The sequence below is a fragment of the Parolsenella sp. LCP21S3_E11 genome, from assembly GCF_052118165.1.
Lineage (GTDB): Bacteria > Actinomycetota > Coriobacteriia > Coriobacteriales > Atopobiaceae > Parolsenella.
Window position 1 is genome coordinate 22,606 of record NZ_JBQKHS010000006.1, and the last position, 26,611, is coordinate 49,216.

20 protein-coding genes are annotated in these 26,611 nt (G+C 62.3%); 12 read left to right on the forward strand and 8 right to left on the reverse strand.

What is annotated here, in order from left to right:
* Positions 1–12: 12 nt before the first annotated feature.
* The gene (locus ACTQ1Z_RS06455; protein ID WP_441859691.1) at positions 13–1,218 is read left to right on the forward strand and encodes a MalY/PatB family protein; all 1,206 of its coding nucleotides are present in this window, start codon (positions 13–15) and stop codon (positions 1,216–1,218) included.
* Between the two features lie 350 nt (positions 1,219–1,568).
* Here ACTQ1Z_RS06455 and ppdK read toward each other — a convergent pair whose 3' ends face one another.
* Positions 1,569–4,358 (reverse strand): pyruvate, phosphate dikinase, encoded by a 2,790-nt coding sequence (ppdK, locus tag ACTQ1Z_RS06460; protein ID WP_441859837.1) that lies wholly within the window; start codon positions 4,356–4,358, stop codon positions 1,569–1,571.
* Positions 4,359–4,934: 576 nt separating this feature from the next.
* Between ppdK and ACTQ1Z_RS06465 the strand changes: the two genes are divergently transcribed.
* The 5 genes from ACTQ1Z_RS06465 to rsmI all read left to right on the forward strand — a co-directional run bounded on the left by ACTQ1Z_RS06465 (position 4,935) and on the right by rsmI (position 11,021).
* The gene (locus tag ACTQ1Z_RS06465) at positions 4,935–5,417 is read left to right on the forward strand and encodes a MarR family winged helix-turn-helix transcriptional regulator (RefSeq protein ID WP_320679784.1); all 483 of its coding nucleotides are present in this window, start codon (positions 4,935–4,937) and stop codon (positions 5,415–5,417) included.
* Positions 5,410–7,140 carry an ABC transporter ATP-binding protein gene (locus ACTQ1Z_RS06470; protein ID WP_441859694.1) on the forward strand — a complete coding sequence of 577 codons (1,731 nt, stop codon included), beginning with the start codon at positions 5,410–5,412 and terminating at the stop codon, positions 7,138–7,140. Before ACTQ1Z_RS06465 ends, ACTQ1Z_RS06470 begins: the two co-directional genes overlap by 8 nt.
* A complete protein-coding gene (locus tag ACTQ1Z_RS06475) occupies positions 7,140–8,990 on the forward strand; it encodes an ABC transporter ATP-binding protein (RefSeq protein ID WP_441859696.1) in 1,851 nt (616 codons plus the stop codon). Before ACTQ1Z_RS06470 ends, ACTQ1Z_RS06475 begins: the two co-directional genes overlap by 1 nt.
* 52 nt (positions 8,991–9,042) lie before the next feature.
* On the forward strand, positions 9,043–10,104 hold the full coding sequence (locus ACTQ1Z_RS06480) for a glycoside hydrolase family 5 protein (protein WP_441859698.1): 1,062 nt from the start codon (positions 9,043–9,045) through the stop codon (positions 10,102–10,104).
* An 83-nt stretch (positions 10,105–10,187) separates the two neighbouring features.
* Entirely contained in the window at positions 10,188–11,021 is an 834-nt protein-coding gene (rsmI, locus tag ACTQ1Z_RS06485; RefSeq protein WP_441859838.1) for a 16S rRNA (cytidine(1402)-2'-O)-methyltransferase, read from the forward strand.
* Positions 11,022–11,092: 71 nt separating this feature from the next.
* Here the strand turns inward: rsmI and ACTQ1Z_RS06490 are convergent, their stop codons facing one another.
* The 7 genes from ACTQ1Z_RS06490 to ACTQ1Z_RS06520 all read right to left on the reverse strand — a co-directional run bounded on the left by ACTQ1Z_RS06490 (position 11,093) and on the right by ACTQ1Z_RS06520 (position 19,108).
* Complete coding sequence (locus tag ACTQ1Z_RS06490) at positions 11,093–11,260, reverse strand: hypothetical protein (RefSeq protein ID WP_320679511.1); 168 nt, start codon at positions 11,258–11,260, stop codon at positions 11,093–11,095.
* A 188-nt stretch (positions 11,261–11,448) separates the two neighbouring features.
* Complete coding sequence (locus tag ACTQ1Z_RS06495) at positions 11,449–12,108, reverse strand: potassium channel family protein (protein ID WP_441859701.1); 660 nt, start codon at positions 12,106–12,108, stop codon at positions 11,449–11,451.
* 8 nt (positions 12,109–12,116) lie between these two features.
* A complete protein-coding gene (locus ACTQ1Z_RS06500) occupies positions 12,117–12,770 on the reverse strand; it encodes a potassium channel family protein (protein ID WP_441859703.1) in 654 nt (217 codons plus the stop codon).
* A gap of 2 nt (positions 12,771–12,772) precedes the next feature.
* Entirely contained in the window at positions 12,773–15,631 is a 2,859-nt protein-coding gene (locus ACTQ1Z_RS06505) for a cation-translocating P-type ATPase (RefSeq protein ID WP_441859840.1), read from the reverse strand.
* Positions 15,632–15,939: 308 nt separating this feature from the next.
* Positions 15,940–16,656, reverse strand: a complete 717-nt coding sequence (locus tag ACTQ1Z_RS06510; RefSeq protein WP_330027681.1) for a response regulator transcription factor — start codon at positions 16,654–16,656, stop codon at positions 15,940–15,942.
* Complete coding sequence (locus ACTQ1Z_RS06515; protein ID WP_441859705.1) at positions 16,646–18,247, reverse strand: sensor histidine kinase; 1,602 nt, start codon at positions 18,245–18,247, stop codon at positions 16,646–16,648. Before ACTQ1Z_RS06515 ends, ACTQ1Z_RS06510 begins: the two co-directional genes overlap by 11 nt.
* A gap of 72 nt (positions 18,248–18,319) precedes the next feature.
* Positions 18,320–19,108: an ADP-ribosylglycohydrolase family protein gene (locus ACTQ1Z_RS06520; RefSeq protein ID WP_441859707.1), complete on the reverse strand. Its 789-nt coding sequence runs from the start codon at positions 19,106–19,108 to the stop codon at positions 18,320–18,322.
* Positions 19,109–19,396: 288 nt separating this feature from the next.
* Here ACTQ1Z_RS06520 and metG point away from each other — a divergent pair, with 288 nt between their 5' ends.
* The 6 genes from metG (at position 19,397) to ACTQ1Z_RS06550 (ending at position 26,502) form a co-directional block, all read left to right on the forward strand.
* Positions 19,397–21,010: a methionine--tRNA ligase gene (gene metG / locus ACTQ1Z_RS06525; protein ID WP_441859709.1), complete on the forward strand. Its 1,614-nt coding sequence runs from the start codon at positions 19,397–19,399 to the stop codon at positions 21,008–21,010.
* Positions 21,011–21,088: 78 nt separating this feature from the next.
* A complete protein-coding gene (rsmA, locus tag ACTQ1Z_RS06530; protein ID WP_441859711.1) occupies positions 21,089–21,976 on the forward strand; it encodes a 16S rRNA (adenine(1518)-N(6)/adenine(1519)-N(6))-dimethyltransferase RsmA in 888 nt (295 codons plus the stop codon).
* Complete coding sequence (locus ACTQ1Z_RS06535; RefSeq protein WP_441859713.1) at positions 21,973–23,025, forward strand: TatD family hydrolase; 1,053 nt, start codon at positions 21,973–21,975, stop codon at positions 23,023–23,025. Before rsmA ends, ACTQ1Z_RS06535 begins: the two co-directional genes overlap by 4 nt.
* A gap of 109 nt (positions 23,026–23,134) precedes the next feature.
* Complete coding sequence (locus ACTQ1Z_RS06540) at positions 23,135–24,211, forward strand: D-alanine--D-alanine ligase family protein (protein ID WP_441859715.1); 1,077 nt, start codon at positions 23,135–23,137, stop codon at positions 24,209–24,211.
* 311 nt (positions 24,212–24,522) lie between these two features.
* Positions 24,523–25,068, forward strand: a complete 546-nt coding sequence (locus ACTQ1Z_RS06545) for a ComF family protein (protein ID WP_441859716.1) — start codon at positions 24,523–24,525, stop codon at positions 25,066–25,068.
* A 444-nt stretch (positions 25,069–25,512) separates the two neighbouring features.
* Entirely contained in the window at positions 25,513–26,502 is a 990-nt protein-coding gene (locus ACTQ1Z_RS06550) for a substrate-binding periplasmic protein (RefSeq protein ID WP_320678902.1), read from the forward strand.
* Positions 26,503–26,611: the final 109 nt, after the last annotated feature.

Below are 26,611 nucleotides of genomic sequence, written 5' to 3' on the forward strand. Positions count from 1 at the left end.
AAGGGTCTTCTCATGAAGTATGACTTCACCAGTCACATGGAGCGTCACGGCATGGATGCGATCGCCGTCGACGGTCTTGGCAACGGCTTCGCTCCGGATGCTCCGGCCGAGGGCTTTGACGGCATCCCCATGTGGGTTGCCGACATGAACTTCCCCACGGTGCCGACCATCACCGAGGCGATTATCGAGCGCGCTAAGCACCCTGCGTTTGGTTACTTCGCCCCGACCGATGAGTACTTCAACTCCATCATCAAGTGGCACGAGACGCGCAACGGCGTCGAGGGCCTCACCAAGGAGTGCATCGGCTATGAGAACGGCGTCCTCGGTGGTGTCGTCTCCACGCTGGCCTCCTTCATGGAGCCTGGCGATAAGGTCCTTCTCCACAGCCCGACCTACATCGGTTTCACGATGAGCCTCAAGAACAACGGCTTCGACATCGTGCACTCGCCCCTCAAGATCGACGAGGATGGCGTCTGGCGCATGGACTTCGAGGACATGGAGAAGAAGCTCGCCGAGAACAACATCCACGCCGTCGTCTTCTGTTCCCCCCACAACCCCTGCGGCCGCGTCTGGGAGCGCTGGGAGATCGAGCGCGCGATGGAGCTCTTCAAGAAGTATGACTGCGTCGTCGTCTCCGACGAGATCTGGAGCGACATCATCCTGCCGGGCCACAAGCACGTGCCCACGCAGAGCGTCTCCGACGACGCCCGCCAGCGCACCGTGGCCGTCTATGCGCCCAGCAAGACGTTCAACCTTGCCGGCCTGGTGGGTTCCTACCACATCATCTACAACAAGTACCTGCGCGATCGCGTCACGGCTCGCAGCTCCAAGTGCCACTACAACGACATGAACGTGCTGTCCATGCACGCGCTCGTGGGCGCCTACAAGCCCGAGGGATACGAGTGGGTTGACGAGCTCACCCAGGTTCTCGGCGCCAACGTCGACTGGGCCTGCGATTACATCGCCAAGCACTTCGACGGCGTCACCGTTCAGAAGCCCGAGGGCACCTACATGCTGTTCGTCGACTGTACCGAATGGTGTGAGAAGCGCGGGCGTGACATCGAGTGGGTCGAGAAGGAGTGCTGGCGCGTCGGCGTCGACATCCAGGACGGTCGCATGTTCCATGGCCCCTGTCACCTGCGTATGAACCTTGCCCTGCCGCTTGATCGCGTTCAGGAGGCGTTCGCGCGCCTGGACAAGTACGTGTTCAACGCGTAGCTCGTCTTAAGAAGGTGGAACGAGGCATCGGGCTGACTTCATCGAGCGAGACGTGATCATCTCGCGCGCCACCTGTGGACGAGGTGGCGCGACATCGTTGACATGCCATGCCCCTGGCATGCCAAAAGGGAACTACCCCGACACGGCGAGTCGATTCGTGTCGGGGTGGTTCTTGTGTGCGGCAAGCGCGGACGTGGGGGAGACGTTTGGGGAGACGTTCAACCTGCGTTGTGCGCTCGCCGCTCGTCCGGGGAGACCCGAACTCCCCGGATGGGCCCAGGGGCGGGCTGGGCCTCTGGGTTTGGAGGGGGCGCCAGACCGACGAATTAGCCTGGCGCCCCGGATGTTGGCTAGACCTGCTCGGCGAACGGCTGGCGCTCGCGGACAGGGGCGTAGGCAGGCGTCACGGGAACGTACGGACGAACCTTGCTGGCGAGCGTCGCCTGCGCGGCGGCGAGACGCGCGACCGGGACACGGTAGGGCGAGCAGCTCACGTAGTCGATGCCCAGATCATAGAAGGTGCGGATGGAATCCGGGTCACCGCCATGCTCGCCGCAGACGCCGAGGGAGATACCCGGCCTCTCGGAGCGGCCGAGCTCGCAACCCATGCCGACGAGCTTTGCGACGCCCTCGTCGATGGTCTCGAACGGGTTCCTCGGGATGACGTTGGACTCGAGGTAGGTCGGGAGGACCTTGCCCTCGACATCGTCACGGGAGAAGCCGAGTGCGGTCTGCGTGAGGTCGTTCGTGCCGAAGCTGAAGAAGTCCGCGTGGCGAGCGATGCGGTCTGCCATGACGGCGGCGCGCGGGAGCTCAATCATCGTGCCGACGGGAATCTCGCCCAGGCGGACGCCGGTCTCGACCTCGACGTCGATGATGGCGCGCTCGACGATGGCGCGCATCTCGCGAATCTCTGCATTGAGGCAGACGAGGGGCACCATGATGTGCGGACGCGGGTTCTTTCCCTCGCGCTTCAGGCGCACCGTGGCGCGGGCGATGGCTCGCGTCTGTAGGGCCGGGAGCTGCGGGAAGGCGAAGCCCAGGCGGCAGCCGCGGAGACCGAGCATGGGATTGGCCTCCGCGAGGGAGTCGACGCGTGCGAGAAGCGCACGCAGGCGGGAAATCTCCTCGGCGGGAGCGCCCTCGCACTCCATACGGGTGAGGCGGATGGCGAGGTCGCGCGGGTTGTCGAGGAACTCGTGCAGGGGAGGATCGAGCAGGCGGATGGTCACGGACTTGCCGTCCATGACGGAGAGGATCTCGTAGAAGTCACCCTCCTGGGCGCGAGCGAGCTCGTCGGCGGCCTCCTGACGCTCCTCCTCGGTGTCGGAGAGGATGAAGCGCTGGATGATGCTCTTGCGGTCGCCGAGGAACATGTGCTCGGTGCGGGTCAGGCCGATGCCCTCGGCACCAAGCTCGAGGGAGAGGCGGGCGTCTGCCGGGTTGTCGGCATTGGCGCGAACGCCCATGCGGCGGACCCTGTCGGCCCAGTCGAGAACGGTCGCGAGGTCGCCCGTGGTGCTGGGGCGCTCGAGCTCGACGGCGCCGAGCATGACCTCGCCCGTGGAGCCATCGATGGAGATGATGTCGCCCTCGTGAAGGACGACGTCAGTGTTGGCGACGGCGACCTCCTTACGCTCCGCGTCGATGCGCAGGGCGTCGGCGCCGCAGACGCAGGGCTTGCCCATGCCGCGGGCGATGACGGCCGCGTGGCTGGTCTTGCCGCCGTGGCTGGTGAGAATACCCTTGGCGGCGGTCATGCCCGCGAGGTCGTCGGGCGTGGTCTCCCAACGGACGAGCACGCAGTCGCAGCCAGCCTCGCTCTCGGTCACGGCATCGGCCGCGGAGAAGACGACCTTGCCCACGGCGGCGCCGGGGCTCGCGTTGAGGCCGCGGGCGAAGACGTTGCGCGTGGCGTTCTTGGCGATCTGCGGGTGCATGAGCTGGTCGAGCTGGGAGGGGTTGATGCGCTGGAGCGCCTCCTCGCGGGTGATAACGCCTTCGCTGACGAGGTCCACGGCGATCTTGAGGGCTGCGGTGGCGGTGCGCTTGCCCACGCGGGTCTGCAGCATGTAGAGCTTGCCCTGCTCGATGGTGAACTCGATGTCCATCATGTCGCGGTAGTGCTGCTCGAGAATGCCGAAGATGTTCTCAAGCTGCTCGCCGGCGGCTTCGAGGCCGGGGGTGTGGCGCAGTGTCTCGATAGGCTCGGTGTTGCGGATGCCGGCCACGACGTCCTCGCCCTGGGCGTTCACGAGGTAGTCGCCGTAGAACTCGCGCTCGCCGGTGGCGGGGTTGCGGGTGAAGGCGACGCCGGAGGCGCTGGTCTCACCCTTGTTGCCGAATGCCATGACCTGGACGTTGACGGCGGTGCCGAGGTCGTTGGGGATGTTGTTCTGCCTGCGGTAGAGGCGAGCGCGGTCGGACTCCCAGGAGCCGAAGACGGCGGCTACGGCAAGGCGGAGCTGGATGGTGGGGTCCTGCGGGAACTGGGCGGCTCCATCCTCGCCCGCGAGCTCGGGGTGCTCTTCGAGGCTTACGTTCTCGGCGAAGATGCGCTTGAACTCGCCGGCGAGGGCACGGAGGTCCTCGGCGGAGAGCTCGGTGTCAGTGGCGACCCCGGCGGTCTCGCGGGCGGCGGAGATCGCGTGCTCGAAGAGGTCGGAGTCGATGCCCATGACTACGTTCGAGAACATCTGGATGAAGCGGCGGTAGCTGTCCCAGGCGAAGCGATCGTTGTTGGTCTGGCGGGCGAGACCGAGAACTGACTCGTCATTGAGGCCGAGGTCAAGCACCGTGTCCATCATGCCGGGCATCGAGAAGGGGGCACCGGAGCGGACGGAGACGAGCAACGGGTCCTCGGCGTCGCCAAGGCGCTTTCCGCAACGGCGCTCGAGGTCCTCGCGGGCCGCGGCAATGCCGTCGAGCACACCCTCGGGCCAGGTGTTGCCGCCGTTGGCGTATTCCATGCAGGTCTGGCAGGTAATCGTGAAGCCAGGAGGAACCGGAAGGCCGATACGGGCCATCTCGGCGAGGTTAGCACCCTTGCCGCCGAGGGTGAAGTTGTCGTGCGCGGTTCCCTCGGTGACGTCAGCGCCGTTTTCATCAAGGCCAAACCTGTAGATGCGCTTCTCCATGATCCTCCCCTGTATTGAGGTTGGGCGGCACCTATTGCCGCCGTCGTCTCGACGCCCGTCTGAGGCGTCGACTAGGGAGAGGGTATCGCGTCCAAGCGTGAGCAAATGACTACGAATCCGCATACATATAGTCTTCGCAAATGACTATCGATAAGTGGACAACTAAAATCGAGCAGCGGTCTTGCGCTTTGTTACCCAACCACTCGCGGAGAGATACCTGCCGCTCGCGATAAATCAAGGGACTGAGAGAGCGTCTGGGAGACCTCGTGATCGGCCATTGCGCCTGATGCTCGGCTGGCGTGCGACGGGCACGCGGTGGCCACGCGGCGGGCTTGCGGCGGGCTTGCGGCGGGCTTGCGGCGGGCACGCGGTGGTCACGTAGTGGGCACGGGCGGCTCGCTCTTGCTGTACCTGGCGTGCCACGGACGTGCGAATTGATGCACATAGTGGCCTGGGCGCCTCGATTGTTTCGTGGCTGATAACTTTCGTTGAAATATCAAGTATCGACGCTATTCTCTTGAATCGTCAATTATTGATAAGTCAAGCATCTTTAAGAGGCAGATTAAGAGGCAGAGTATTATGGGGGAAGAAAAATATGCGGTTGGCGAGGGTTACTCCCTGGTTGACGCGCACATGGCTCTTTTGAGGGCGTTTCAGGCACAAAAGGCGCTGTTGAGGCCGTATGGGTCATCGCTTGGCCTTGCCTGCGGCCAACCCCGAGTCATCTCGTATCTGGCGGTTCACGAGCGCGCCACCCAGCGAGAGATGGCGTCGTTCTTTGGCATGGATCCAGCCGCCGTTTCGCGCATGCTCGATGCGCTCGAGAAAGGCGGCTTTGTCACCGTCGAGGCAAACCCGGGAGACCGGCGCACGAAGCGCCTCAAGCTCACCGATGCCGGTAGGGCGTTGGTGATGCCATGGGAGGAGCGCTGCGCCGAAATCGACGAAGCCATGCTTGATGGGTTTACTGACGAGGAGCGCGAGTCTTTCATTGGATACCTCGAGCGTGCGAGGAAGAACTTGGTGGCGCGTCGCGCCGAGGAGGCGGGCGTCCGTGAGTGACCTCAAAATCATCTTTCGCTATCTCGGTCCGTACAAGCGCGACTTCATTCTGGCCGCCATTTGCATGGTCTTCGAGGGTACGCTCGAGCTCCTGATTCCCTACCTTACGGCAGGCCTTATCGACCAGGGCATCGTCGCGGGGGACATGAGCCACGTCTGGATTACTGGTGGCCAGATGCTCGCTTGCGGCATTGTCGCCATGGGCTTTGGCATGGCGTTCGCCCGCTGCAGCGCTCGAGCGGCAATGGGTCTCGGCGCCAATCTCCGCGACGCTCAGTTCGAGGCCGTCCAGCGCTATTCGTTCGAGAATCTCGACCACTTTGACACGTCGTCTCTCGTGACGCGCATGACGACGGACGTCACCGTCATCCAGAACGCCTTCATGAACGGTTTCAGGCCCATGATGCGCGGACCCGTCATGTTTACGGCGGGCCTCATCCTCGCCAGCATGCTTTCGGTGCGTCTCGCCTGCGTCTTCTTCGTCATGCTTCCACTGCTTGCCGTCGCCCTCGTTCTCATCGTCCGCCGGGTGGCACCGCTTTACGGCGTTCTCCAGGATGTTATGGACCAGCTGAACGACGTCGTTCAAGAGAGCGTCACGGCCATCCGCGCGGTTAAGGCGTTCGTGCGCGACGAGTGGGTTGGCGACCGCTTTGGGGCTGTCAACGGGGACCTCGCCGACACTTCGACGCGGACCTTCGGTACCGCCGTTTTCAACCTCCCGCTCTTCCAGGCAACTATGTATACGAGCGACATTCTCATCCTGGCCCTGGGCGGCACGATGATCATGGCGGGCGAGCTGAAGGTCGGCGAGCTCACGGGTTTCATGAGCTACGTTCTTCAGATCACGAACTCCCTCATGATGATTTCGAACGTCTTCCTGCTCATGACGCGTGCGCTTACGAGCGCTCGCCGCGTGGGTGAGGTCCTGCGCGAACAGCCTACGATCGCGAGCCCGGAGAACGCGATCGCGGAGGTTCCGAATGGCTCCATCGAGCTGCGTCATGCGAGCTTCAAGTACAACGCCGATGCCTTCGCTGACGTCCTTCATGACATCACGCTCTCGTTCCCTGCGGGTTCGACGGTCGGCGTCCTTGGCGGCACGGGGTCTGGCAAGAGCTCTCTCGTCCAGTTGCTTCCGCGCCTGTATGACGTGACGGATGGCGCCGTTCTTATCGGCGGTCATGACGTGCGCGAGTATGACGTCGCCGCGTTGCGAGAGAGCGTGGGCATCGCGCTTCAGCGTCCCGTGCTCTTTTCCGGAACGGTGCGCGAGAACCTTCTCTGGGGTCGTTCGGATGCTACGGACGAGGAGCTGCTGGAGGCATGCCATGTCGCTGCCGTTGACGAGTTCCTTGACCGAATCGGTGGCCTTGATGCCGACCTCGGCCAGGGAGGCGATAACGTCAGTGGAGGCCAACGCCAGCGACTCTGCATCGCCAGGGCGCTCGTGAGGCGCCCACGCGTCTTGATTCTCGATGACTCGACGAGTGCAGTTGACATGGCGACTGACGCCCGCATCAGGGAAGGACTGCACGGCCTCACCGACGTCACGAAGGTCATCATCGCCCAGCGCATCGCGTCCGTGAACGATGCGGACCAGGTCGTGATCCTTGATGACGGTCGCGTCCATGCCGTGGGCACGCCTGCGGAATTGCTTGCGACTGACCCAATCTACCAAGAGCTTTATCACACGCAGGTTGCTGAGGGGGATGAGGAGTAATGGCCGTCTATTCAACGAAGGGTGGCTCCTCGAAGCCAAAGAACCTTGGCAGCACGGTGCGCAGGCTGCTCGAGTACATGGGCGCGGCTCGCATGAAGCTCCTGCTTGTTGGCATCCTCGCAAGTACGTGCGCCCTCTGCCAGCTTGCGGGCACCTATATGATCAAGCCCGTGGTGAACTGCCTGACTACCCAGGATGTCGACGGCTTCAAGGCTGGCGTCGTGCTGGCGGCGGTCATTTACGTGGTCGGTGCGCTCTCCGCGCTCGGCTATACGCAGACGATGGTGAGGGCGGCGCAGCGCGTCGTCTTCGATATCCGCCGCGACCTGTTCGCGCATCTGCAGACGCTTCCGCTCAGCTATTTCGACCGTACCCGCACGGGTGACGTCATGAGCTTCTTCACGAACGACGTCGACACGGTCTCAGAGGCGCTCAATAACAGCTTCGCGAATGTGATCCAGGCGGCGATCCAGGCCTTTGGCACCCTGGTGCTGCTGTTCGTTCTCGATTGGCGCCTCACGTTGGTAAGCGTCGCGTTTGACGTGATGCTCATCGTGTACGTGCGTCTCGCTGGAAAGCGCAGCTCGGCATATTTCAAGTCTATGCAAGGAACGCTCGGACATCTCGATGGCTATGTCCAGGAGATGTGCGCTGGTCAGAAGGTCGTCCAGGCGTATACGCATGAGGAGGCTTCTCTCGAGGGCTTCCGCGAGCATAACGAGCGGCTTCGCGAACAGGGCACGGCTGCTCAGACCTACGCTGCGACCATGGTGCCCATCACGGTTGCCATGACCTACACCAACTACGCCGTGGTGGCGGTCATGGGGTCCTTCCTCGCTGCGAGGGGCCTCACGGATATGGGCAGCCTTGCGAGCTACCTCGTGTTTGTTCGTCAGGCGGCTATGCCTTTCAACCAGGTGACTCAGCTCGGCAACTTCCTTCTCGGCGCTCTGGCCGGTGCGGAACGCCTCTTCTCCGCCATGGACATCGAGCCCGAGGTGGATGAGGGCAAGGTCACCCTCGAGCGTCTCGAGGCGAAGGAGGATGCTCCGGAGCGCGCCGCCGCCGGGGCGAGTGGCTGGGCCTGGGGCAAGGAAGACGGCACCCAGGTGCCCCTTGCGGGAGACGTCCGCTTCCATGACGTTACCTTTGGGTACGAGCCGGGCCAAACCGTTCTTAAGGACCTCTCGCTGTTCGCGAAGCCCGGCCAGAAGATTGCCTTCGTTGGGTCCACGGGCGCTGGAAAGACCACAATCACGAACCTTATCAACCGCTTCTATGACGTTCAGGCTGGTTCCATCACATATGACGGCATAGACGTTCGCAACATCGAGAAGGCGAGTCTCCGCTCGAGCCTCGGCATTGTGCTCCAGGACACGCACCTCTTCTGCGGAACCGTTGCCGACAATATCAGGTTCGGCAAGCTCGACGCCACGGACGAGGAGGTCAGGGCCGCTGCTCGCACCGCGAACGCGGACGGCTTCATCAACCGCCTGCCCAAGGGCTACGACACGCTCGTGACCGCAGACGGCGCCAACCTCTCTGCTGGCCAGCGCCAGCTTCTGGCGATTGCCCGAGCGGCCGTGGCCGACCCGCCTGTCCTCATTCTCGATGAGGCGACAAGCTCGGTCGATACGCGCACCGAGGCCCTCATCGAACGTGGCATGGACGCCCTCATGGCGGGGCGCACCGTCTTCGTGATTGCTCACAGGCTTTCCACCGTCCGTAACGCCAACGCAATTATGGTGTTGGAACAGGGAAGGATTGTTGAACGTGGCACGCATGATGAGCTCCTCGCGCAACACGGGGAGTACTGGCAGCTGTACCATGGAATGAGAGAGCTTAGTTAGGCGGGCGTAGCCTGTCACGCGCTGTTGCGCGGTCGAGGAGAGGCGGGCAAAGTTGCTCAAGGCACGCAAGAGGGATGTCGAGAATCGTCGTCTTCGCGGTGTCAACCTGTCGGGTTGGCTCGTCCTCGAGCCTTGGGTGACGCCGTCCCTCTTCGCTGGTACGGGCGCATTTTGCGAGGCCGAGCTTGCCAGCGTGATGGAGGACTCTCGCTACGCCGAGCTTCTCGAGCGTCACCGCTCGACGTTCATTGACGAGGGAGACTTCGCTCGAATTGCCTCGCGTGGCTATGACGCGGTCAGGCTTCAGGTTCCTTGGTACGTCTTCGGCGGGGCAGGACCCATGCCCGGCCCTTCCGAGGGCTGCCTGGACTATGTTGATCGTGCATTTGACTGGGCTGAGGCGGCTGGAATCGAGGTCCTCCTCGATGTCGCCGTCGTGCCTGGCACGGACTCCGCCTCGCCCGCGAGCTTCTTCGGCGATGTCGCCTCTTTCCGTCGTGCGGTTATCGATGTCGCCGCGGCGCTCGCGTCACGTTATGCGGAGCGTGAGAACTTCCTTGGCATCGAGCCAATCGGCGCGATAAAGGGCCGCTCGCGTCGCGGGTTGTCCGTTGTTGAGGGCGTGCCGCCGCACCTTCTCCGCAACTTCTATCGCGATGCCTACGAGGCGGTCCGCGAAGCTGCTGGTACGCGTCCTGTTTTCGTCGTGAATGACGCTGGCTTGCCGGATGCGTGGCGAGCCTTCATGTCGCCCGCGCGCTATGAAAACGTGTGGCTGGATAGCCATGTGTTCCATTATTCGGACTCCATGAACGCCGCTGGTCCCACGGGCGTGCGGCGTCTCGTGAAGGATACGGAGCAGTATCTCGCTCGCACAAAGAAGAGTGGCCTGCCTGTTATGGTGGGTGAATGGTCGAGCGCGTTGCCGCTGGCGGATGCTGGCATGACGCCGGAGGGTCGCATTGCGCTCGAGCGCGTATTTACGGCAGGTCAGATGAGCGCCTTTTCTGGCTGTGTCGGTTGGTTCTTCCAGACATGGAAGACCGAGGGCAGGCTTTCGAGCTGGGACGCCCGCGTGGCACTTTCGAGCTTCGAGCACGGAATGCTTGAGTAATGGGGGAACGCGTGAACGATAACGAGACGACGGTCGCGAGGGATACTGGTGCGGAGCAGGCACGTCTGGCGCAGCCCGGCGGCATGCTTTCGCTTGTTGGCACGCCGATCGGCAACCTGTCTGACGTCTCGCCCCGAGTGATTGATACGCTTCGCTCCGCCGATGTCCTTTTGTGCGAGGACACGCGCGTGACCTCGAAGCTCCTTGCTCGGTTCGAGATTCGCGTGCCGCTTGAGCGGTGTGACGAGAACGTCATCGCCAACCGAGTGGAAGGCGTGCTCGCACGTGTCGCCTCCGGTTCGCGTGTCGCCTTCGTAAGCGATGCCGGCATGCCCGGCGTGTCCGATCCCGGCCAACGCCTGGTCGACGCCGCTCTCGATGAGGGACTTTCCGTCGAGGTGATTCCGGGACCCAGTGCTGTGACCTGCGCCCTTGTGGCTAGTGGCCTAGGTATGGATCATTTCTTCTTCGAGGGTTTCCTGCCGAGAAAGGCGGGGGAGCGTTCGAGGCGTCTGGCTGAGCTCGCGCCGATTCCTGGCGCGCTCGTGTTTTACGAGAGTCCCCATCGTGTGGTGGCGACGCTCGATTCCATTGCCGAGGCCTTCCCGGCGCGTCGCGTGGCTCTCGTGCGCGAGCTCACGAAGCTTCACGAGGAATGCGTGCGCGACCTTTCCGGCGAGCTCGCGCGACGCATTCGTGAACGTGGCGAGGTGCGAGGGGAGTGCGTCGTCGTCGTGGAGGGCCCGAGTGCGGAGGAGCTCTCTTGCCTGCGCGCAGCCTGCACTTCTGGCCCCGCCACTCTGGAGGAGGCCATCGCCGAGGGGCTTGATGCCGGAGAGCCCAAGAGCGCCCTGGCAAAGCGCCTGGCCAAGCAGTTTGGCATCCCAAAATCCGAGGTCTATGACAAACTCGTCTAACCCTGCATGGCTGCAAAAGGAAACCTGCAAAAGGACAGTCCCTTTTGCAGGTTTCTTGATGTTGGTCTAGGTTACCCGCGCTTCGAGCCCTGACGGCGGATGCCGCCCTTGTGGCCACAGGCCTTGTTCGGGCCTATGCCCGCGCCGCGCGCGGGTCCGCCGAAGGCTTGGCGCCCAAGCTGCTGCTTTGGCGGCAGGGGCATATCGTAGTGGCGCTTGGCGCCGTTGGGCTTCGTCATCGCTGGTCTCCTTCGCATTCCGATCCGCTTACGGTAGCGTCTTTCCATCGTGATTCCAAGCGCGTCTGGCATCTGCGTCGTGGCCGTCGACGCCTGCCTCCCTCACAAAAAACCGCCGAGGCCAGCCCGTGGCTGGTCCCGGCGGTCATGCGCCATGCAATGGTGCGGGGCCTATCGAAGATCTTGCCCTACTGCAGCGAGTGGCTCAGGAAGTCCCTGCCCTGCTCGCTCGCGAAGGCGACCACGCAGTCACCGGCGCTAAACGCGGTGTCACCGTTGGGGATGAGGATGTTGCCCTCGTGCTCGAGTGCGACAAAGACCAGGCTATCGGGAATCTGGAGCTCAGCAATCGACTTGCCCACCATCGCGGAGCGCGGGCGAACCTCGCCCTGGACGATCTCGTGACCATCCTTGCCGAGGCGCATGATAGTGAAGACGTCCTCCATGTCGAGGCCCTCTTCGACGGACTTCGCGATGATGTCCGCCTGGTCAACGGCAATGTCGACGCCCATGGACTCGTCGAACATCCAGGCATTTGCCGGGTTGTTTACGCGAGCGACGACGCGATTCACGCCGTACTCCATCTTGGCGAGCATCGCGACCACGAGGTTGACCTCGTCATCGCCCGTTACGGCAATAATGACGTCGGCCTGGAGCACGCCGGCCTCTTCGAGGACATCCGGGCTCGAACCCATGCCCCTCACAACGGAACCCTCGGGCAGCTTCTCCTCGAGGCGCTGCGCAACGGCCTTCCTCGACTCGACGATGCGAACGTTGTAACCGCGGTTGCCCAGCAGAGTAGCGAGGTAGGAACCAACCTTGCCGCCGCCGACAATGATGATGTTCATACAGCCTCCTAATCCGTCATGCCGAGCATGGCGCGGAACTTGCTTGCCGAGGTCGCCTGGACGGCGGCGTAGATGATGTCACCGTGGTCGAGGACCGTGCCCTGGGTGGGAACGAAGGTCTCGTTGTCATGAGAGACGGCGACTATGCTAATCTCGCCAATGGCGGTGAGCTCGCGAACAGGACTGCCCTCGAGCATCGGCGGCACGTCGGCGCGAACGAGGCGCACGTCGCCGGAACCAATGCCGGTGACGTCATCGAGCTCGTTGAAGGTCAGGAGCTCGCAGGCGCGCCTCACGCCCCAGTCGGTGGTCGAGATGCTCTGGATGCCGAGCCTGCGGTACGTCTCGGCATTGCCGATCTCGTACAGGCGTGCGATGACGCGCGGGACGCGATAGGTCTGTCGGGAGATGCGGGCGACGACGATGTTCGTCTCGTCAGAAGCCGTGCAGGCGATGACGGCGCTCGCACGATCGATGCCGGCGGCAGCGAGGACTTCACGGTCGAATCCGACGCCCGCGACGGTCTGGCCGCCAAACGTGGGGCCGAGTGCCTTGAGGCGCTCGGGGTCCTGGTCGATGGCGCAGACCTCGTAGCCCTGCCTGTCGAGCTTGCGAGCGAGGCTCGTGCCCATGCGGCCCATTCCTACGACGATAACTTTCATCTTTACCTCTTTTCCGGTGCCTGCTTGATGGCGACGCCGTTGCGATCGATGTGGTTCCTCTTGCGAACGATGGCCTTTCGGGCCTCCTCGAGGAGGAGGATGACGGGCGGCAGCAGCACCAGGAACACGAAGTCATTCAGGACGAGCGGGCTGGTGTGGAAGACGCTCTGGAAGGGCGGGAACAGCGTGATGAAGATGATGAGTGCGATCTCGAAGAGGATACCCTTGTTGATCTGCTTGTTGGAGAACAGACCCACCGAGAAGACGGATGCGGTCTCCGTGCGGCAGTTCCAGACCTCACCGATCTGCGTGAAGACGATGGCCGCGAGTGCCATGGTCGTCGCGCGGACGTAGATCGGATCAAGGTCGTTGCCCACGCCAAACATCTCGATGCCGGGGTGCCAGCCGTTCATGACCTGGCAGAACATGAACGCAGCGAAGGAGAACAGGGCGCCGAGCATTCCGTACCACAGGAAGGCCTTGCGCATGACCTTGCCGGAGAGCAGCGGCTCGTTGGGGTTGCGAGGCGGGTTGGCCATGACGTCAGCCTCGGGAGGCTCGGTGCCAAGACCAAGGGCGGGCAGCATGTCGGTGCCAAGGTCGATGGTGAGGATCTGCATCGTCGTGAGTGGCAGCGGCACAGCGCCACCGGAGAGCAGGTAGATCGCAGAGGGGACAGCCTCGGGCACGTTGGAGTTCAGGATGTAGAGCATGAACTTCCTGATGTTCGCGTAGACCGCGCGGCCCTCTTCGATTGCGTGGACAATCGAGGCGAAGTTGTCGTCGGTCAGAATCATGTCCGCGGCCTCCTTGGCCACGTCCGTGCCGGTGATGCCCATGGCGACGCCGATGTCAGCCCTCTTGAGGGCGGGGGAGTCGTTCACGCCATCGCCGGTGACGGCGACGATCTCGCCCATCTGCTGCAGGTTCTCGACGACGCGCAGCTTCTGCTCGGGTGCCATGCGGGCGAAGACGACCTCGCCCTTCAGAGCCTCCTTGAGCTCGTCGTCAGAGGTCTTCTCGAGCTCGACGCCAGAGAAGACGCGAGGGTTTGGGCCCTGGACGATGCCAATCTTGCGGGCGATGGAGAGGGCGGTCAGGCCATAGTCACCCGTGATCATGACGACGCGGATGCCAGCACGACGGCACTCGGCCACGGCGTCGGCGACCTCAGGCCTGGGCGGGTCCTGCATGACGAGGAGGCCGACGAAGGTGAGGCCACACTCGATGTTCTCGGGCGTGTAGTCGCTCATCGAGCGGGGGATGGAGGTATCGTCCGGGTTCAGAGGACGGTAGGCGAGGGCAAGCACGCGCAGGCCGTTGGCGGCATAGCCGTCGTTGGCGTCCATGATGCTCTTACGCATCTCGTCGCTCATCGGCATGACCTTGCCGTCAGTGCGGTAGTTGTCGGAGAGACGGACGACCTCGTTGGGAGCGCCCTTGACGAACGCAACGCGAGAGGCGCCATCGAGCGGACGCTTGAGCTGGTGGATGGTGGTCATACGCTTGCGGCGGCTCTCGAAGGGGAGCTCTCTCACGCGGGGCATCTCGCGCTCGAGACCCTCGAGGGAAAGGCCGGCCTTCTGCGCGCTGACGAGCAGGCAGGCTTCGGTCGGGTCGCCGAGGACGGTGTAGCGGCCGCCCTCCTCGTCCGGCTCGACGAGACGTGCGTTGGAGCAAAGGGCACCACCGGAGACGAGCAGGCGAAGCTCCTCGTTGTCGGCGGCCTCCCACTTGTCCTTGCCGCAGAGAATCTCGCCCTTGGGGGCGTAACCAACGCCGGAGACCTCGTACTCGCGGTCGCAGGTCCACAGGTGGTTAACGGTCATCTCATTCTGGGTGAGGGTGCCGGTCTTATCGGTGCAGATGACGCTCGTGGAGCCAAGGGCCTCGACGGAGCTCAGCTTCTTCACGAGGGCGTTGCGCTTGCTCATGCGCTGGACGGCCATGGCGAGGGACAGCGTGACCGTGGGGAGCAGTCCCTCGGGGATGAACGCCACGACCATGCCAAGGGCGAAGATGAACGACGAGGCTAGGCCATTGCGAACAAACAGCACGTCGAGGAGGAAGAAGACGATGCCCATGCAGAGCGCGAACAGGGTGACCTGCTTGGTCAGGCGGTCGAGCTGACGCTGGAGCGGGCTCTCGGAGTCCTCCATGTTTTGCGTGAGGCTGGCGATCTTGCCAAACTCGGTCGCCATACCGATCTTGGTGACGACGACGCGTCCGTTGCCCTCGGAGACCGAGGTGCCGGCGAAGACGAGGTTGGGGGTCTCGGCGTCAGTGAGGTCGGCCTCGAGGACGGCGTCCGCGGTCTTCCTCACGGGGTTTGACTCGCCCGTGAGCGTCGACTGGTCGACCTGGAGGTCAGACGCGCGCACGACACGGCCGTCCGCGGAGATCTTGTCGCCCTCGGCAAGGACCATGACGTCACCGGGGACGAGGTCCTCCGCGAGAACCTGGGACTGCTGGCCGTCGCGGATGACGTTGACGTAGGACGGCAGCATCTTCTTCAGGGCCTCGGTGGCCTTGTCCGCCTGGTGCTCCTGCCAGAAGCTGAAGCAACCGTTGATGAGGTTGACCAGCCAGACGGAGACGCCAAGCTCGGGCATGCCGGCCACGAAGGCGATGATGCCGGCCACCCAGAGGAGGATGGCCATAAGGTGCGTGAAGTTTGAGAGGAACGCAAGGATGGGCGACTTCTTCTTAGCCGCCTGGATAAGGTTCTTGCCGTACTTAGCCTGCAGTTCGCTCACTTGGTCACTCGCGAGGCCGGCTTGGCTCGTGCCTAGCGACTTGAATACCGCGTCGCTCGTGAGTGCCGCGATCTGCGGCACCTCTTCCTCGTGCGTATCGGACATGGTGTTCAAGGACCCTCCTTTCCTTGTTCGCGCACGCGTTTTCTGACGCGTGCGACCGACGGTTGTTTCACCGTTGCAAAGGGAGAATATCCTCGCGATAACACTGGCTTTCAGTCTTTTTTGGGTGTGCGCAATTCCACACCTCACAGGCATAAAGTGTGCATGAAGGTGACCTAAAGATAGGCTAAAGACCGAGATAAAGCGCTTAATACGTCCTTATATGCCTTGTTCACATATGTGTAGGCGCGAAGCTTGCGGGTCGAGTTCGAGCCTACTCGCCATTCGGCTCGAATCACCAGCCAAAAGCCCTATTCGTCCGCGACGCGCATCATGCGGTAGCCTACGCCAACATGCGTCTGGATGTAGCGCGGGTGAACCGGGTCGGGCTCGATCTTCTTGCGAAGGGTTCCCATGAAGACGCGAAGCGAGGCGAGGTCCGCCTGGTGATTGTTACTCCAGACCTCGTGCAGGATGAAGCTGTGCGTGAGGACCTTGTCGACGTTGTGCGACAGAAGGCAAAGGAGCTTGTACTCGATGGGGGTCAGGTGCAACTCCCTGTCGTCAAGGTATGCGATGCCTGCCGTGTAGTCGATTCGCAGGTTACCGTTCTGGAATGTCGAAGGCTCCTGCCCTTGCGTGGGCGACTGATAGTTGAGGCGTCGTAGCGTGGTGCGGATTCGCGCCAGCAGTTCGCCTACGGAGAAGGGCTTGGTGAGGTAGTCGTCCGCGCCGGCGTCGAGCGCGTCGATCTTGTCGGCGTCCTCGCTTCGAGCGGACACCACGATGATGGGCATCTGAGACCAGCTGCGAATGGCACGGACGACCTCGATGCCGTCGATGTCGGGCAGACCGAGGTCGAGGAGGACCACGTCCGGCGCGCTCGAGGCGGACGCCGCGATGGCGCCTCTCCCAGTGCTCTCGCTGAGGTGGCGAAATCCCTGTGTGTCGAGAGTCGTCAGGATGAGGTTCCTGATCGTTGGGTCATCCTCGACAACGAGAATCGTGGGACTCGATTCAGTCGGCATCTTCCGAGGCTCCTTCCGTGAGCTCATAGCGTGGCAGCGCGAACTCGAACGCGCATCCGTGGGGGACAGCGTCCCTAACGACGATGCTACCCCCATGTGCCTCCACAATCGACTTACAAAGGGAGAGACCAAGCCCGACGCTTCGCTTGGAGTCCGCGAACGTCCGGCCGATTGTATAGAAGGATTCGAAGACATGCGTCTTATCGCTATCTTTGATGCCGGGCCCATCATCTTCGACCCTGACAATGGCCTCGGTACCTCGCGAGCACGTTAAGACGCGGATGGTCGAACCCGCCTGTGTGTGGGTTACGGCGTTATTCACCAGATTGACCAGGACCTGGACAATCAGCTTGGCATCCACTTTGACGAGGAGGAGGTCCTCACACGGCTCGATTTCCAGACGATGCTGGCAGATGTCTGGATTGGCGTGGCGCAGCGCCTCCTCGATGATGTCGTCGAGGAGCTCTACGGTGGTATTTAGCTGGACATTCCCATTTTCGAGGCGAGTGATGGCGAGAAGGTTCTCAACGGTGGCGTTCAGCCAGTTTGCGTCGGACCGAATGTCTCTGAGCAGCTCTCCGCGCTTGTCCGCGCTCAGCGCATCTCCGTCCGAGAGCAGGACGTCGGCGTTTCCCGAGATTGCCGTGAGCGGAGTGCGCAGGTCGTGCGAAATCGAGCGGAGGAGGTTGGCGCGAAGCTGCTCGTTCTTGGCTAGCACGGCAGCCTCTTCGCGCTGTTCTAGCGCCTGGATGCGATTGAGCGCGAGAGACGCCTCGCCCACAACTGCCTCCGCCTCGTTTTGCTCGGCGGGGAGTGGCGTCTTATTGCCAAGGCAGGCACCCATTACGCCGATAACCTTGTCGTCCGAGATGACTGGCAGATAATAGCCGCTTGCGGAGGGGAAGCAGCCGGTCCCGGCACCGACCGCGCCTCTGTTCTCCATAGCCCTACGAGCCATGGGAGTCTCGACGATTGGCTCTGTCTGCGTTGCCGAGACGGCGGAGAAGTGCCTTTGGGGAGCAAAGCCCGAGATGCCCTCGGCATACCAGATGACTTCGGCTTCGAGCAGCTTGGACAGCTGGGCGCCAATCGCATCTATGATTTGCTCGCGCGTAGTGCACCTGCGTAGCGCTTCGTCCGCTTCGAGGATGATCTGCGTCCTTCGATATGCGAGCTGTGAGGCGTGGACTTCGCGTCTGAGCGTCACGGCAACGGCGCTGGCGATGAAAGCGACCACGAACATGACTGCGAACGTCGCGGGATAGGTCCTGCCCCAGGCGGTGAGCGAGAAGCGCGGGTGAGTGAAGAAGAAGTTATAGAACAGGACCGCGAGGGCGGAGGCCACGAGGCAGTGGAGGCGTCCCACGGTGAGGAGCGAGACGCAGAGAACGGCCAAGACATACGTGATGACTATGCATGCTTCCATGTCGAGGCCGTAGAAGATGGCGCCAAGAACCGTGGCAAGCACCATCGTCAGGAAGACGATAAGCGTGTCGGTCGCGAAGCGCTTGGGCGTGGGCTTATCGGACCACGCGAAAACCCTCTGCTCGAACCACGAGACTATGTTCCAATTTGAGCGCGGGCTTGCCATGCCGTCCCCATTCGTTTTTCGCCCTATCACGAGCTTGCCCTTTCTGCTTTCCTTCGAAATAAGTCGTAATTATTAGAATAGGCAGGCGTCAATCAGGTCTTTGGCTCTGAGCGTCTCAAGCCATGTATCCGGTATTCCCTCAATACCATAGACGATGCCGGCAAGCGCCCCGGCCACCGCGCCGGTCGTGTCGGTGTCGTCTCCCAGGTTGACTGCCATGAGCACGCACTCCGCAAAGCTCTCGGTGTTGGCGAGGCACCACAGGGCTGCCTCATGGGTGTCTCTGACAAAACCGCCGGAGCGGATGTCGCCGCGGTCTTTGTTGACATTGACGCCGTGGACAGCGGCGACATCGCGTGGGGTGGCGCCCGCTATGAGCTCGCACGCCGCATGGACCATGTCTACGCAGGCTTCGGTTGAGACCCTGTGTGCGTGGGTAATTGCGGAGACGGCGCGAATCTCGTCGTCGGTGGCGCTTGTGAAGGCAAGCGGGACCGTTCTCATGAGCGATCCGTTGCCGTTGTCACGCTCGCCCGAGAGACCTGTACCACGCTTGAGCGCAAGAATCGTGGTGTTGCCGATATCGAACAGCCTGTCACAGGTGTAGGCATCGTCACGGTACCAGGAAACGAAGCGACTCCGAATGTCGTCCGTGTCAATACGTCCGAGCTCACGATAGCTGTCGCATATGGCGAGCGCCATCGAGGTATCATCGCTCCAGGTGCCCGCCGGCTGGTGGTGGGTGCCGTAGCCAACCATGTCTGAACATTCATAGCTGTCGCGAGGACGGAATTCGAAAGGCACCCCAAGGGCGTCACCGATGGCCTGGCCATATACGCAGTCTCTAAGCGTCGCAGTCATGGTATCCCACCTTTCTTCGAGGCCGCATGCAAACGGACGTCCCGAACTCCTCTCATCGGACCGGTCTTGATGGTAGACCAAATCGCGCGATTAATAGCATGAAGGGGAGGGCTCCCAGTCGCTGCTCGTTCAAACGAGAAGACGCTCAGATACCCTCCTCCTATTGACCGCGAACAGTCCTTACGCTCTCGGGCCGCGCGACGGCACTCTCGCGATACAATGTCACGCGGCTCATTCGCCTGCGTCCGGCCCATTTGCCGACGCACGTCCTAAGAAGAGGTTCCACATATGGCAGACAAGCCCTCGTACTTCGTCACCACCCCCATCTACTACGTCAACGCCGATCCGCACCTTGGCACCGCGTACTCCACCATCCTGGCTGACGTCCAGGCTCGTTACCGTCGCGCCGCCGGCTATAACGTCAAGTTCCTGACCGGCATGGACGAGCACGGCGAGAAGGTAGCCGAGGCTGCCGAGAAGCACGGCATGACCCCGCAGGAGTGGACTGATTCCCAGGCCCCGCACTTCAAGGACCTCTGGAAGAGGCTCGAGATTTCCAACGACGATTTCATCCGCACCACCGAGCCGCGCCAGTACAAGGCCGTGCAGTACCTCTGGGAGCGCATGAAGGAGTCCGGCTATCTCTACAAGGGCAGCTATGACGGCTGGTACTGCGTGCCCGATGAGACCTATTTCACCGAGACCCAGGTCGAGAAGGGCGACGAGGAGAACGGCACCCTCGGCGCCCACCTCTGCCCGGATTGCCATCGCCCGCTCGAGCGCGTGAAGGAGGAGAGCTACTTCTTCAAGCTTTCCGCGTTCCAGGATCGCCTCCTCAAGCTCTATGACGAGCACCCTGACTTCGTCCAGCCGGACTTCCGTATGAACGAGGTGCGCAGCTTCGTCGAGGGCGGTCTGAATGACCTCTCCGTCTCCCGTACGAGCTTCGACTGGGGCATCCCCGTTCCGTTCGATGACGGTCACGTCACCTACGTTTGGTTCGACGCTCTCCTCAACTACATGACGTCTGTCGGCTACGGCGTCGATACCCCCGAGGCGAAGGCCGAGTTTGCCTACCGTTGGCCCGCGAACACGCACGTCGTCGGCAAGGACATCATTCGCTTCCACTGCGTGATCTGGCCTGCCATGCTCATGGCCATTGGCGAGGCCCTTCCCGAGCACGTCTTTGCCCATGGCTTCCTCACGGTCCGCAACTCGGAGACCGGCAAGGCCGAGAAGATGTCCAAGAGCCGCGGCAACGCCATCGCCCCGCACGAGGTCATCGATCTTCTCGGCGTCGAGGGCTATCGCTACTACTTCATGACGGACGTCGTTCCTGGCACGGATGGCGCCATCAGCTTCGAGCGTATGGAGCAGGTCTACAACGCTGACCTCGCTAACAGCTGGGGCAACCTCATCAGTCGCTCTGCCAACATGAGCGTGAAGTACTTCGACGGCTGTGCCCCCGCCAAGCCTGCGAGCGCCGACGCCTTCGCCAACCCGCTCGCCGAGGTCGCAGACGGCATCTTCGAGCGTTACTCCGCGCGCATGGACGTCTTCGACTACGCTGGCGCTAAGGACGAGGTCATGGCGCTCGTCCACGCGGCAAACCACTACATCGAGGATTCTGAGCCCTGGAGCCTCGCGAAGGATTCCGCCAAGGCTGACGAGCTCGCCTTCGTGATTTACAACCTGCTCGAGGCCATCCGCATCTCTGCGCACCTGCTTGCGCCCTTCATGCCCGAGACCAGCGCCGAGGCCCTCCGCCGTATCGGTGCCGAGTCTGAGGCCAGCACCGATGACCTCGCCGGCGCTTGCGCCTGGGGCGGCCTGGCCGGTGGCGCTCCCGTCGAGAAGGGTGAGGCCCTCTTCCCGCGCCTCAAGCTCGATGAGGACAAGTAATCTAGCTGTTTGACGCTGTGCCCGCGACCGCCCGGCTTGCCCTGGCGGCCGCGGGCGCTCTTTTGATTGGACGGTCCAATGACCACATCCCCGCTTGCAAGCCCGGCCGCTACGAGGGGCCTGCTGAAGGAGTTTGGCCTGGCGACCAAGCGTCGCCTGGGGCAGAACTTCCTTATCGACAATCACGTGATCGAGCGCATCATGTCCCTCGCCGAGCTGGATGGCAGCGAGCGCGTGCTCGAGGTCGGTCCTGGCATTGGTACCCTCACGCTCGCCCTCTTGAGCGAGGCTTCGCGCGTTGTCTCCGTGGAGGCGGACTCCGAGCTCGAGCCTGTTCTCGAGGCTCACGCGGAGGAACACGATGGTTTCGCCTTCATCATGGGCGATGCGCTCAAGGTGACACCGGCGGAGATTGCCGAGGCTGCCGGTGGCGAGCCCACGGTATTCGTCGCGAACCTTCCCTATAACGTTGCCGCTACGATCATCCTCCAGTTCTTCCAGACGATGCCTGCCCTTAAGCGCGCCGTCGTCATGGTGCAGAAGGAGGTCGCGGATCGCATCGCGTCTGTACCTGGTAACCGCACCTATGGCGGCTATACGGCCAAGCTCGGGCTTTATGGTCACGTGACTGGTCGCTTTGAGGTTCCGCCACGTTGCTTCATGCCAGCGCCGCACGTTGATTCCGCCGTCGTTCGTATCGATCGCGGGGGCGTCGAGCTTCCTGACGGAATTGATGCCAAGGCCGTCTCTCGCGTGATCGACGCAGCCTTTGGACAGCGGAGGAAGACCATCCGCAACTCCATGGGCTCGAACGGGTTTGACAAGGCCGTGCTTGACGAGTCGTTCCCGGTTGCCGGCGTGGAGCCGAGCGCACGTGCGGAGACCCTCTCGACGGCAGATTTCGTTCGCCTGACGGCCGCGCTCGCCCAATCTGTGTCCGCTACGGGGGAGAGCGAACCTCGATGAGCCACGCCGCCCTGCTCAACGCCGATGCCCTCACGCTCGAAGACGGCATGCTCTTTCATACGAAGAAGGGCAAGGCGCGCGAGTTTCCGTCGCCACTCGCCCCTCTTGCTGACACTCATGGACATCTGACGGTGCTCAAGAGCCATGACCCGGCCCTTGCGCTTGCGCGTGCGGCGCTTGCGGGCGTGCGCCTGCTTGTGGTTCCGCTCGATCCTTTCGATGACTGCGGCTGCACCGAGGATAATCCCGCCCCCCGTCGTAGTCCGGCGGACCTTCTGTCGTTTCTCGACGAGGCATACGATCTCGCCATGCCGCTTATGGCGAAGTTTGCGGATGCCGGGCTGGTGCCTGCCGCGTTCCCTGGTTATGAGCCGCTGCCACTCGCCACGCCAGAGCTGCCTCTTGACCTGCGATTCGTTGCCGGTTCTCATCCGTATAACGCGCCTTATTTCGACGCAGAGGCCGAGGCTCGCATGCGCGAGCTGCTTGCGGGGGAGCGTTGCGTTGGCGTTGGCGAGATTGGTCTCGACTTTGGTCCCTATAACGAGGTCGATGTCGAGACTCAGCTTGTTGCCTTTAGACGGCAGCTTGCCATTGCCCATGAGCTAGATTTACCCGTCGAGTTGCATCTCAGGAGCGCGTCGGATGACCCTGACGCCTCCGCACATGCCTTGGCGGCGCAGGTTCTCCGCGAGATGGGCGTGCCCGCCGCTGGCTGCGACATCCACTGCTTCACGTCTGGTCCGGAAGTTGTCGAGCAATTCATAGAACTTGGCTGCTCGATTGCCTTTGGCGGCGCCGTTACCTTTGGTAAGAGCGAAGACATTCGTGCGGCCGCCGCGAAGGTTCCGCTCGACCAGCTTCTCTCGGAGACGGATTGCCCCTATATGGCTCCCGTCCCGCTCCGTGGGGAGGAGTGCGAGCCCGCGATGGTTGCTTATCAAGCTGCCTGCGTTGCTGACGTTCGTGCGGAGTTCGGCGTTTCTTTGCGCGAGGAAACGTACCGCGCCCTGTGGAATAACGCTTGCGCGCTCTTCCGACTGAGCTAACCTATCTTCGATGATTTACCGTCCTCCGCGCCCCACGTAAGCGGGACGCGGTGCTGTCTAACTTGAAGCTGCTGTGAGTGGCAATCGCCACGTGTCAGATGGGAGTCGCATGGAAGGCACCCTTCATGTCGCCGTTCTCTTTGGCGGCACTTCGTCCGAGCACGATATTTCGCTTCGCTCGGCCAACAACGTCCTGCGCGAGCTGTCGGGCCTTGAATATGACCTTACGCTCGTCGGCATCACGCGCGATGGCGAATGGCTCAACTACACGGGCGTCCTCGATGATGTTGACGAGGGCGATGCATGGGCCGCGCACGACGTGTGCCCCGTGGTTGTCGTTCCCGGCGGCGGGCTTTGTCGTCATGAGGCAAACGGAACCCTGACCCGTCTCGATGTGGACGTTGCGCTCCCGGTGCTTCATGGCCAGGGTGGGGAGGACGGCGTTACGCAGGCGCTTCTCGAGAGCGCTGGCGTGCCGTATGTCGGCTGCGGGGTCCTCTCGAGCGCCGTCTGCATGGATAAGGACGTCTCGCATCGCCTGGCCGCGAGCGCGGGCGTGCGAGTCCCCAAGTGCGAGGTCCTCTATCGCGGCGCAAGTGCCGCGGATGCGGAGGCTGCCGTTAGCGCATGCGGCGGGTATCCCGTGTTCGTGAAGCCCACGCGAGGAGGCTCTTCCTACGGAGTCTCTAAGGTCGCCGATGAGAACGAGATGGCTCGCGCTCTCGAGCTCGCCTTTTCGCTCGACCCCAAGGTCTCCGTTGAGGAGGCCATCGTCGGCACCGAGGTGGGATGCGCCGTGATCGGCGACGCGACGTCGGGCCTCGAGATGGGCGTCGTGGACGAGACCGTCGTCTCGGATGGCGGGTTCTTCCATATCCACCAGGACCAAACCGCAGGTGCCTCGGCTTCTTCTCAGAACTCGTCCCTTCGCTGCCCGGCACAGATTTCGGATGAGGATATGGCGCTCGTTCGCAAGACGGGCTTCGCCGTGTACGAGGCCCTATGCTGCTCGGGCTTCGCGCGCGTGGACCTCTTCATGACCCCTGAGCACGAAGTTGTCTTCAACGAGGTCAACTCCATTCCGGGACTTACGCGCTATTCGCGATTCCCCGAGATGATGAAGGCGTCTGGTCGCGAGCTTTCAGGCGTCCTTGATCAGCTGATTCGCTCGGCGGCGAAGAACTAGCTCGTGCTCTCGGCATTGGTGTTGAACCTGGAGCAAGGCTGAACATGGCCGAGGCCCTCCTCGCGTATAAGCGATAGAATCGTTGTCACCGAGAATCCCCTTCGTGCTTGCATGGAGGGGATTCTGTGCATTTGGGGTCTGTTTGTAGTGCCGCCATGGAGGTTATCTGGCCGACGCGCTGCGTCGTTTGTGATGAGCCGGGGGAGTTAATCTGCGAGTCGTGCCGGTGCTCTCTCCCGTGGATCGAACAACTCCTCGCGTGTCCGAACTGCGGGGCTCCCTTTGGTCGGCTCACTTGTACGGAGTGCGACTTGCCTCAAGGCGGAGGATGGGAAGCCCGCTCGTGCGTCTGCGCCTTGCCGCTCGAGGGCGTCGGCCGCGCGCTGGCCGTTGCTCACAAAGACGCGGGGGAGAGGCGCCTTGCCGCGATTATCGCCGCGATAATCGCGACCTCTCTTGACGAGGCGGCAACTCTACCCGCCTCTGACGGCTTGGCCCGCTTTGACGCGAACGAAACGGATGCCATCTGCTTCGTGCCGGCGACGCCTGAGGCGTTCCGGCGCAGGGGCTTTGACCATATGGAGGCGATCGCGAAGTGTCTCGCCTCCTTTCTTGGCTTGCCGCTGGCAGACGTTCTCGCGCGCGAGGACGCCAAGGACCAACGTAAGCTCGGTCGCGAGGGGAGAAAGGCAAACCTCGAGAGCGGCGTTATGGTTATCGAGGACGTTACGGGTTGCTCGCTGCTGCTCGTTGATGACGTCCTCACGACCGGCACGACGGTTCGCGCTTGCACGCGCTGTTTGCTTGAAGCCGGAGCGGCGGATGTCACCGTTTGCGCCCTCGCGCGCTCGTGGTGAGGTCCTGGGAGGTGAATTCACAGTCTCACCATGCCTAAGCTGCTATAATTCCAAAGTCTCATTCAGGTCTGTGGTTGCGGGCCGGTGGGCCAGTCGATACGTTGCGAGCCAAAGGTGACCAATGCGTTCGTCTGTCCCTGCGGGCGTGCGCCCGCAGCCGTCCCAAGTCCATGCCAGACGAGGGCAAAGGGATCCACGTAAGTCGGCCCGTGCGCGGGCTGGCGATCATGGCTCGTCCTAGAAGTAAGCCGCACCGTTCGTTAGATGAGGGGCTAAAGCTCCGCGGGCGAGAGGGTCACGAGTGGCGGACGCCGCGGCGTCCAAAGCAAACGCTCCAGTGCGCGAGTGTGGGGTCAAATACCAGGTCAGCTGTCTGAGACCACTGACAACTTCCGGCATGTGCCGGCCCAGTGGGCGCTCGCGCCCGAGATACGAGGAGACTCGATGAAACGTTCGTTGGCGGCTAAGCCCGTCCTCGCCTCCCTGCTTGCGGTGGCTTGCACTGTTGCCCTTGCTGGCTGCTCTAACCCACTCGAGGCGATTAGTGACGCCTTTGCCTCTCCTACGGTCGAAGAGGCTCGATCTCAGCGCGCTGCCGCTGCTACGCCGGCTGTCTCCTCTCCGTCCGTTCTCGAGGACGGCGTCCTTACGGTTGGTCTCAACCGTTCTTCTTCGGCTCCAATGTGCATGACTGACCAAGCTGGCTCTTACCAGGGTTATGACGTGGACATGGCGTATGCGCTTGGTGACGAGCTCGGCCTTTCTGTCAAGCTCGTTAGCGTTTCGAGCACTTCCTCTTCGCTTGGCTCTGAGTGCGACGTCGTCATGGGTGAGGCCTCGGGCCGTTCGAACGTGACCGTTGCTGGCTCCTATGCCGAAGACGCGATTGGTTTCTTCCACAAAGGCGACGAGACGGTTGCCTCTAGCATGGACCTTCGCGGTAAGAGGATTGGCGTCCAGGAGGGTTCCTCTTCTGCCCAGTATCTCAAGCGCAGCGACCTCAACGCCACGGAGCAGGATTTCCAGAACTTGAACGACGCGTTTGATGCGCTTGACCAAGGCATTGTTGACTACGTGCTCTGCGACGCGTTCTCGGGCGCCTTTCTTTCGGGTTCCTATGATGGCATCGCCTTTGCCGGCTCCATCAATGCTCCGTCCATGATTGGCGTTGGGGTTATGACCTCTAACACCGATCTCCAGATGGCGGTCAAAGACGCCCTCGACAAGATCTCCTCCAATGGAGTCGGCGACGTTATTCGCGCCAGATGGCTCGGCGGTTTGAGCCCCTTGACGGATTCCTCGCAGATCTCTGGCATTACGCTTTCTGCCGGAACTGTCGAGGGGTCAGAGTCTGACTCCTCTGGGATTAAGGGCGTGACCTCGGGGATTCAGGATGGATCGACCGCTGGTGCCAATGCCGTGGACGTCTATTAATGCCTGATTAGTCTGTCTAAGCGTGTGACTGTTCGCTTGTGAAGGGTGGAATCGGTAACCGGTCATTTATTTTCTCGCGAACTTTTTTGTCGCGTTTGGGTATTTAGAG

What these genes read in the sequence shown, in the direction of transcription:
- ACTQ1Z_RS06540 (WP_441859715.1), top strand. Translation starts at nt 23,135, where the DNA reads ATGGAAGGCACCCTTCATGTCGCCGTTCTCTTTGGCGGCACTTCGTCC.
- ACTQ1Z_RS06550 (WP_320678902.1), top strand. Translation starts at nt 25,513, where the DNA reads ATGAAACGTTCGTTGGCGGCTAAGCCCGTCCTCGCCTCCCTGCTTGCG.
- ACTQ1Z_RS06515 (WP_441859705.1), bottom strand. Translation starts at nt 18,247, where the DNA reads ATGGCAAGCCCGCGCTCAAATTGGAACATAGTCTCGTGGTTCGAGCAG.
- ACTQ1Z_RS06475 (WP_441859696.1), top strand. Translation starts at nt 7,140, where the DNA reads ATGGCCGTCTATTCAACGAAGGGTGGCTCCTCGAAGCCAAAGAACCTT.
- rsmA (WP_441859711.1), top strand. Translation starts at nt 21,089, where the DNA reads ATGACCACATCCCCGCTTGCAAGCCCGGCCGCTACGAGGGGCCTGCTG.
- ACTQ1Z_RS06465 (WP_320679784.1), top strand. Translation starts at nt 4,935, where the DNA reads ATGGGGGAAGAAAAATATGCGGTTGGCGAGGGTTACTCCCTGGTTGAC.
- ACTQ1Z_RS06510 (WP_330027681.1), bottom strand. Translation starts at nt 16,656, where the DNA reads ATGCCGACTGAATCGAGTCCCACGATTCTCGTTGTCGAGGATGACCCA.
- ACTQ1Z_RS06500 (WP_441859703.1), bottom strand. Translation starts at nt 12,770, where the DNA reads ATGAAAGTTATCGTCGTAGGAATGGGCCGCATGGGCACGAGCCTCGCT.
- ACTQ1Z_RS06495 (WP_441859701.1), bottom strand. Translation starts at nt 12,108, where the DNA reads ATGAACATCATCATTGTCGGCGGCGGCAAGGTTGGTTCCTACCTCGCT.
- ACTQ1Z_RS06535 (WP_441859713.1), top strand. Translation starts at nt 21,973, where the DNA reads ATGAGCCACGCCGCCCTGCTCAACGCCGATGCCCTCACGCTCGAAGAC.
- ACTQ1Z_RS06520 (WP_441859707.1), bottom strand. Translation starts at nt 19,108, where the DNA reads ATGACTGCGACGCTTAGAGACTGCGTATATGGCCAGGCCATCGGTGAC.
- ACTQ1Z_RS06455 (WP_441859691.1), top strand. Translation starts at nt 13, where the DNA reads ATGAAGTATGACTTCACCAGTCACATGGAGCGTCACGGCATGGATGCG.
- rsmI (WP_441859838.1), top strand. Translation starts at nt 10,188, where the DNA reads ATGCTTTCGCTTGTTGGCACGCCGATCGGCAACCTGTCTGACGTCTCG.
- ACTQ1Z_RS06490 (WP_320679511.1), bottom strand. Translation starts at nt 11,260, where the DNA reads ATGACGAAGCCCAACGGCGCCAAGCGCCACTACGATATGCCCCTGCCG.
- ACTQ1Z_RS06505 (WP_441859840.1), bottom strand. Translation starts at nt 15,631, where the DNA reads ATGTCCGATACGCACGAGGAAGAGGTGCCGCAGATCGCGGCACTCACG.
- metG (WP_441859709.1), top strand. Translation starts at nt 19,397, where the DNA reads ATGGCAGACAAGCCCTCGTACTTCGTCACCACCCCCATCTACTACGTC.